The sequence below is a fragment of the Bartonella vinsonii subsp. arupensis OK-94-513 genome (genome assembly GCF_000278235.1).
GTDB classification, from domain to species: domain Bacteria; phylum Pseudomonadota; class Alphaproteobacteria; order Rhizobiales; family Rhizobiaceae; genus Bartonella; species Bartonella arupensis.
The window spans coordinates 226,470-229,231 of sequence record NZ_JH725037.1 but is presented as its reverse complement, the minus strand read 5'-3'; the positions used below and the strand labels follow the sequence as shown (position 1 = coordinate 229,231).

The 2,762-nt window shown below is 40.0% G+C and carries 1 protein-coding gene and 1 pseudogene; both read left to right on the top strand.

The annotated features are described in order from the left end of the window. Window positions 1-276 (top strand): YadA-like family protein (locus ME1_RS00985; protein WP_004862190.1); only part of this gene is annotated, 276 nt, incomplete at its 5' end. 504 nt (window positions 277-780) lie between these two features. Then, window positions 781-2,762, top strand: a pseudogene (locus ME1_RS00980) (hypothetical protein); the annotation flags it as partial.

Here is a 2,762-nt window from a genome sequence, read left to right as displayed (position 1 = left end):
ATGAAGTTTGAGACGTTGAGCTATGTTGTTGAGGATGTTCGGAAAGAGGCCAGACAAGCAGCGGCTATTGGCTTGGCGGTATCTAGCTTACGCTATAATGACAATCCTGGAAAATTTAGTGTTTCATTTGGTACAGGTACATGGCGTAGCCAGTCTGCTTTCTCCCTTGGTGCTGGGTACACCTCTGAAGATGGGAAAATCCGCACTAACGTAGCTGCAACCAGTGCTGGTGGTCATTGGGGAGTAGGTGTTGGACTTAATATAACATTAAACTGATAGAAAGAACCTTAAGGAAAGCCTTCTCATTAATAAAAATCAAAAATATCTTTTTCTTGCTATTATATCTAATATTCTGTAGTTAATGTAATTTGATAAGACTCATTTTGCTAAAAACATTCACACTTCGGTGAATGCTACAGAGCAATTCGATTTTTTTGATTTAGGAATCCTGCTTAAGAAATATTAACCTTTTTCACAAAAAACTACCAAATCTGAATACGATTACTTCAAAATTCTATGTTTTTTCTGAAAAACACTTTATTATCTCTTAATCATATACCTTTTAACTTTGAGAATACAAACCTTACACTTAAATGATAGCGCCAAAATATGTTTTTTTTATGTCAACAAAATCCTTTTCTTATTTCACAATTGAAAAACTGCATTGCAAAAAGCACGGTTTTCAAAAAAAATTATAAATACACAAATCTCAGAAATTCTAGCGCTTAAATGTGTTTTTTTTATGTTCTGAATATATTTTTCTTACTTGGGGAATTTATTATGAAAAAATTATATGCTACACTAGCTCGGAATGACAGGAATTATCCTGGCTCTTCTTGTCCGCTATTTTGGATTAAGGGTGTTTCGTTTGCTGCAATAGTTGCATTTTTATCAAATGTTTCTCCTGTAAGTGCTGGTATAAATATAGACAATGGAGATGTGCACCCAAATTCTGTTACAGAAATTAGGGAAGAGCAGTCCGCTGAAGTTTCTACGGCTGCACCTGTAAATGAGCAAGCAGCAACATTTGGTTCAGTAGATGCTGGTGTGATGAATGTGGGTGTGACAGCAAACGCTGAAGGTCTACAAGCGAATGATCAGGCGACTAATATTAATGAAGAATCGCAATTTGGGGAATTGTTTTCCCCTGTAACTGAGCGGGCACTCGTATCTTATAATAATCCAACCTCATTGAGGGCTGGTTTGGCAGCAAGCACTGAAGGCCAACAGCCTGCACTGAGTGATGAGAATCCAGGTATTATTAATGTAGCTGACCTCTTACGAGGTGCTCCAACTAATGGTATGCAACGTGCAACGGGTGGGGGCGCGGATGGTACGAATGTCATGTTTGGTAATAATATAACATTATCCACACAAGCGCATAATAAGAATGATAATGTTGTTATTGGTGCCGGGATATCAATGTTAGCTGCAGACTCAGTTGCTGTTGGGTATAGTGCTCAGGTGGATAAACCGCAAGCTGTTGCTATAGGTCATTTGTCGCACGCTATAGGCGTAAAGAGTATCGCAATCGGTGGCGAAGGTAGATGGGGTGATGATCCAATTCCCCCTGAGGGCCGTACAGAGTCAGGAGGTGATTACTCGATTGCTGTTGGACATCGTGCTAAGACATCGAAGCAAGATAGCATTGCTATAGGTCGAGCGGCTAAGGCTTCAGGTATGTCCAGTATTGCAATCGGTTCCTTAGATAATACTGCAGGTGCGGACAAAGAAAGTACAATCGCAAAGGCTGATTATACAGTAGCTGTGGGAAATCTTTCTAAAGCTTTAGAATATGGAGGGGTTGCCCTCGGGCATCGTGCATACACAAACGCAAAGAATGCGATAGCTTTGGGTTTTTATGCAAAGGCGAATGTAGAAACAGGTGTTGCACTAGGAAGCGATTCTGTAGCTGATAGGGCTGCTGGTGTTCGGGGTTATTCTCCTACGATGAATGGAATTACAGCAAACGCCAGCATGTATTGGAAAAGTACGAGTGGTGCTGTAAGTGTTGGTAATGTTGGGGCTGGTAAAACGCGCCAAATTACAGGCGTAGCAGCTGGCTCTGAGGATTCCGATGCAGTAAATGTTGCACAGTTAAAAGACTTACAAGCAATAAATGTTGCACAGTTAAAAGACTTAAAAGCATTTGTAAAAAACAACGGTTGGAAATTGTCTGTTGGGGGGGAGAATGCTACAGCTGTTCTTATAGACAATGCAGTAGATTTTGCTGCTGGAAGTACAAATCTTACTATTACAAAGGGCGATAAAGACAATAAGCTAAAGTTCGATCTCGCTAAAGATGTTACACTGAATAGTGCAAAAGTAGGAAACAATACTTTAGATGCAACAGGCTTAGTGATTTCTGATGGTCCTAAAATAACCACGGCTGGTATTTCTGCTGGAAATAAAGAGATAAAAGACATTAAGGCTGGGGAGCTCTCTGCAACTTCAAACCAAGCAGTCAATGGATCACAGCTTTTTGAGACCAATCAAAATGTGACAACTGCAGCCACGAATATAGCCAAAGCTTTTGGTGGTGGAGCTGGATATGCGAGTGGGAAGTGGAGTAATCCTAGTTTTAAGGTTAAGAGCTTCGCATCTGATGGCGATCTTTCTGAGTCCACTTACCATAGTGTTGCTGAAGCTTTAGCTGATGTTGGAAATTCTTTCACGAATATTAAGAATGAGATTAACGCTGAAAAAAGTAATGAGCTTGTTAAGTGGGACGAAGATACAAAAACTATTACTATAGGTAAAGA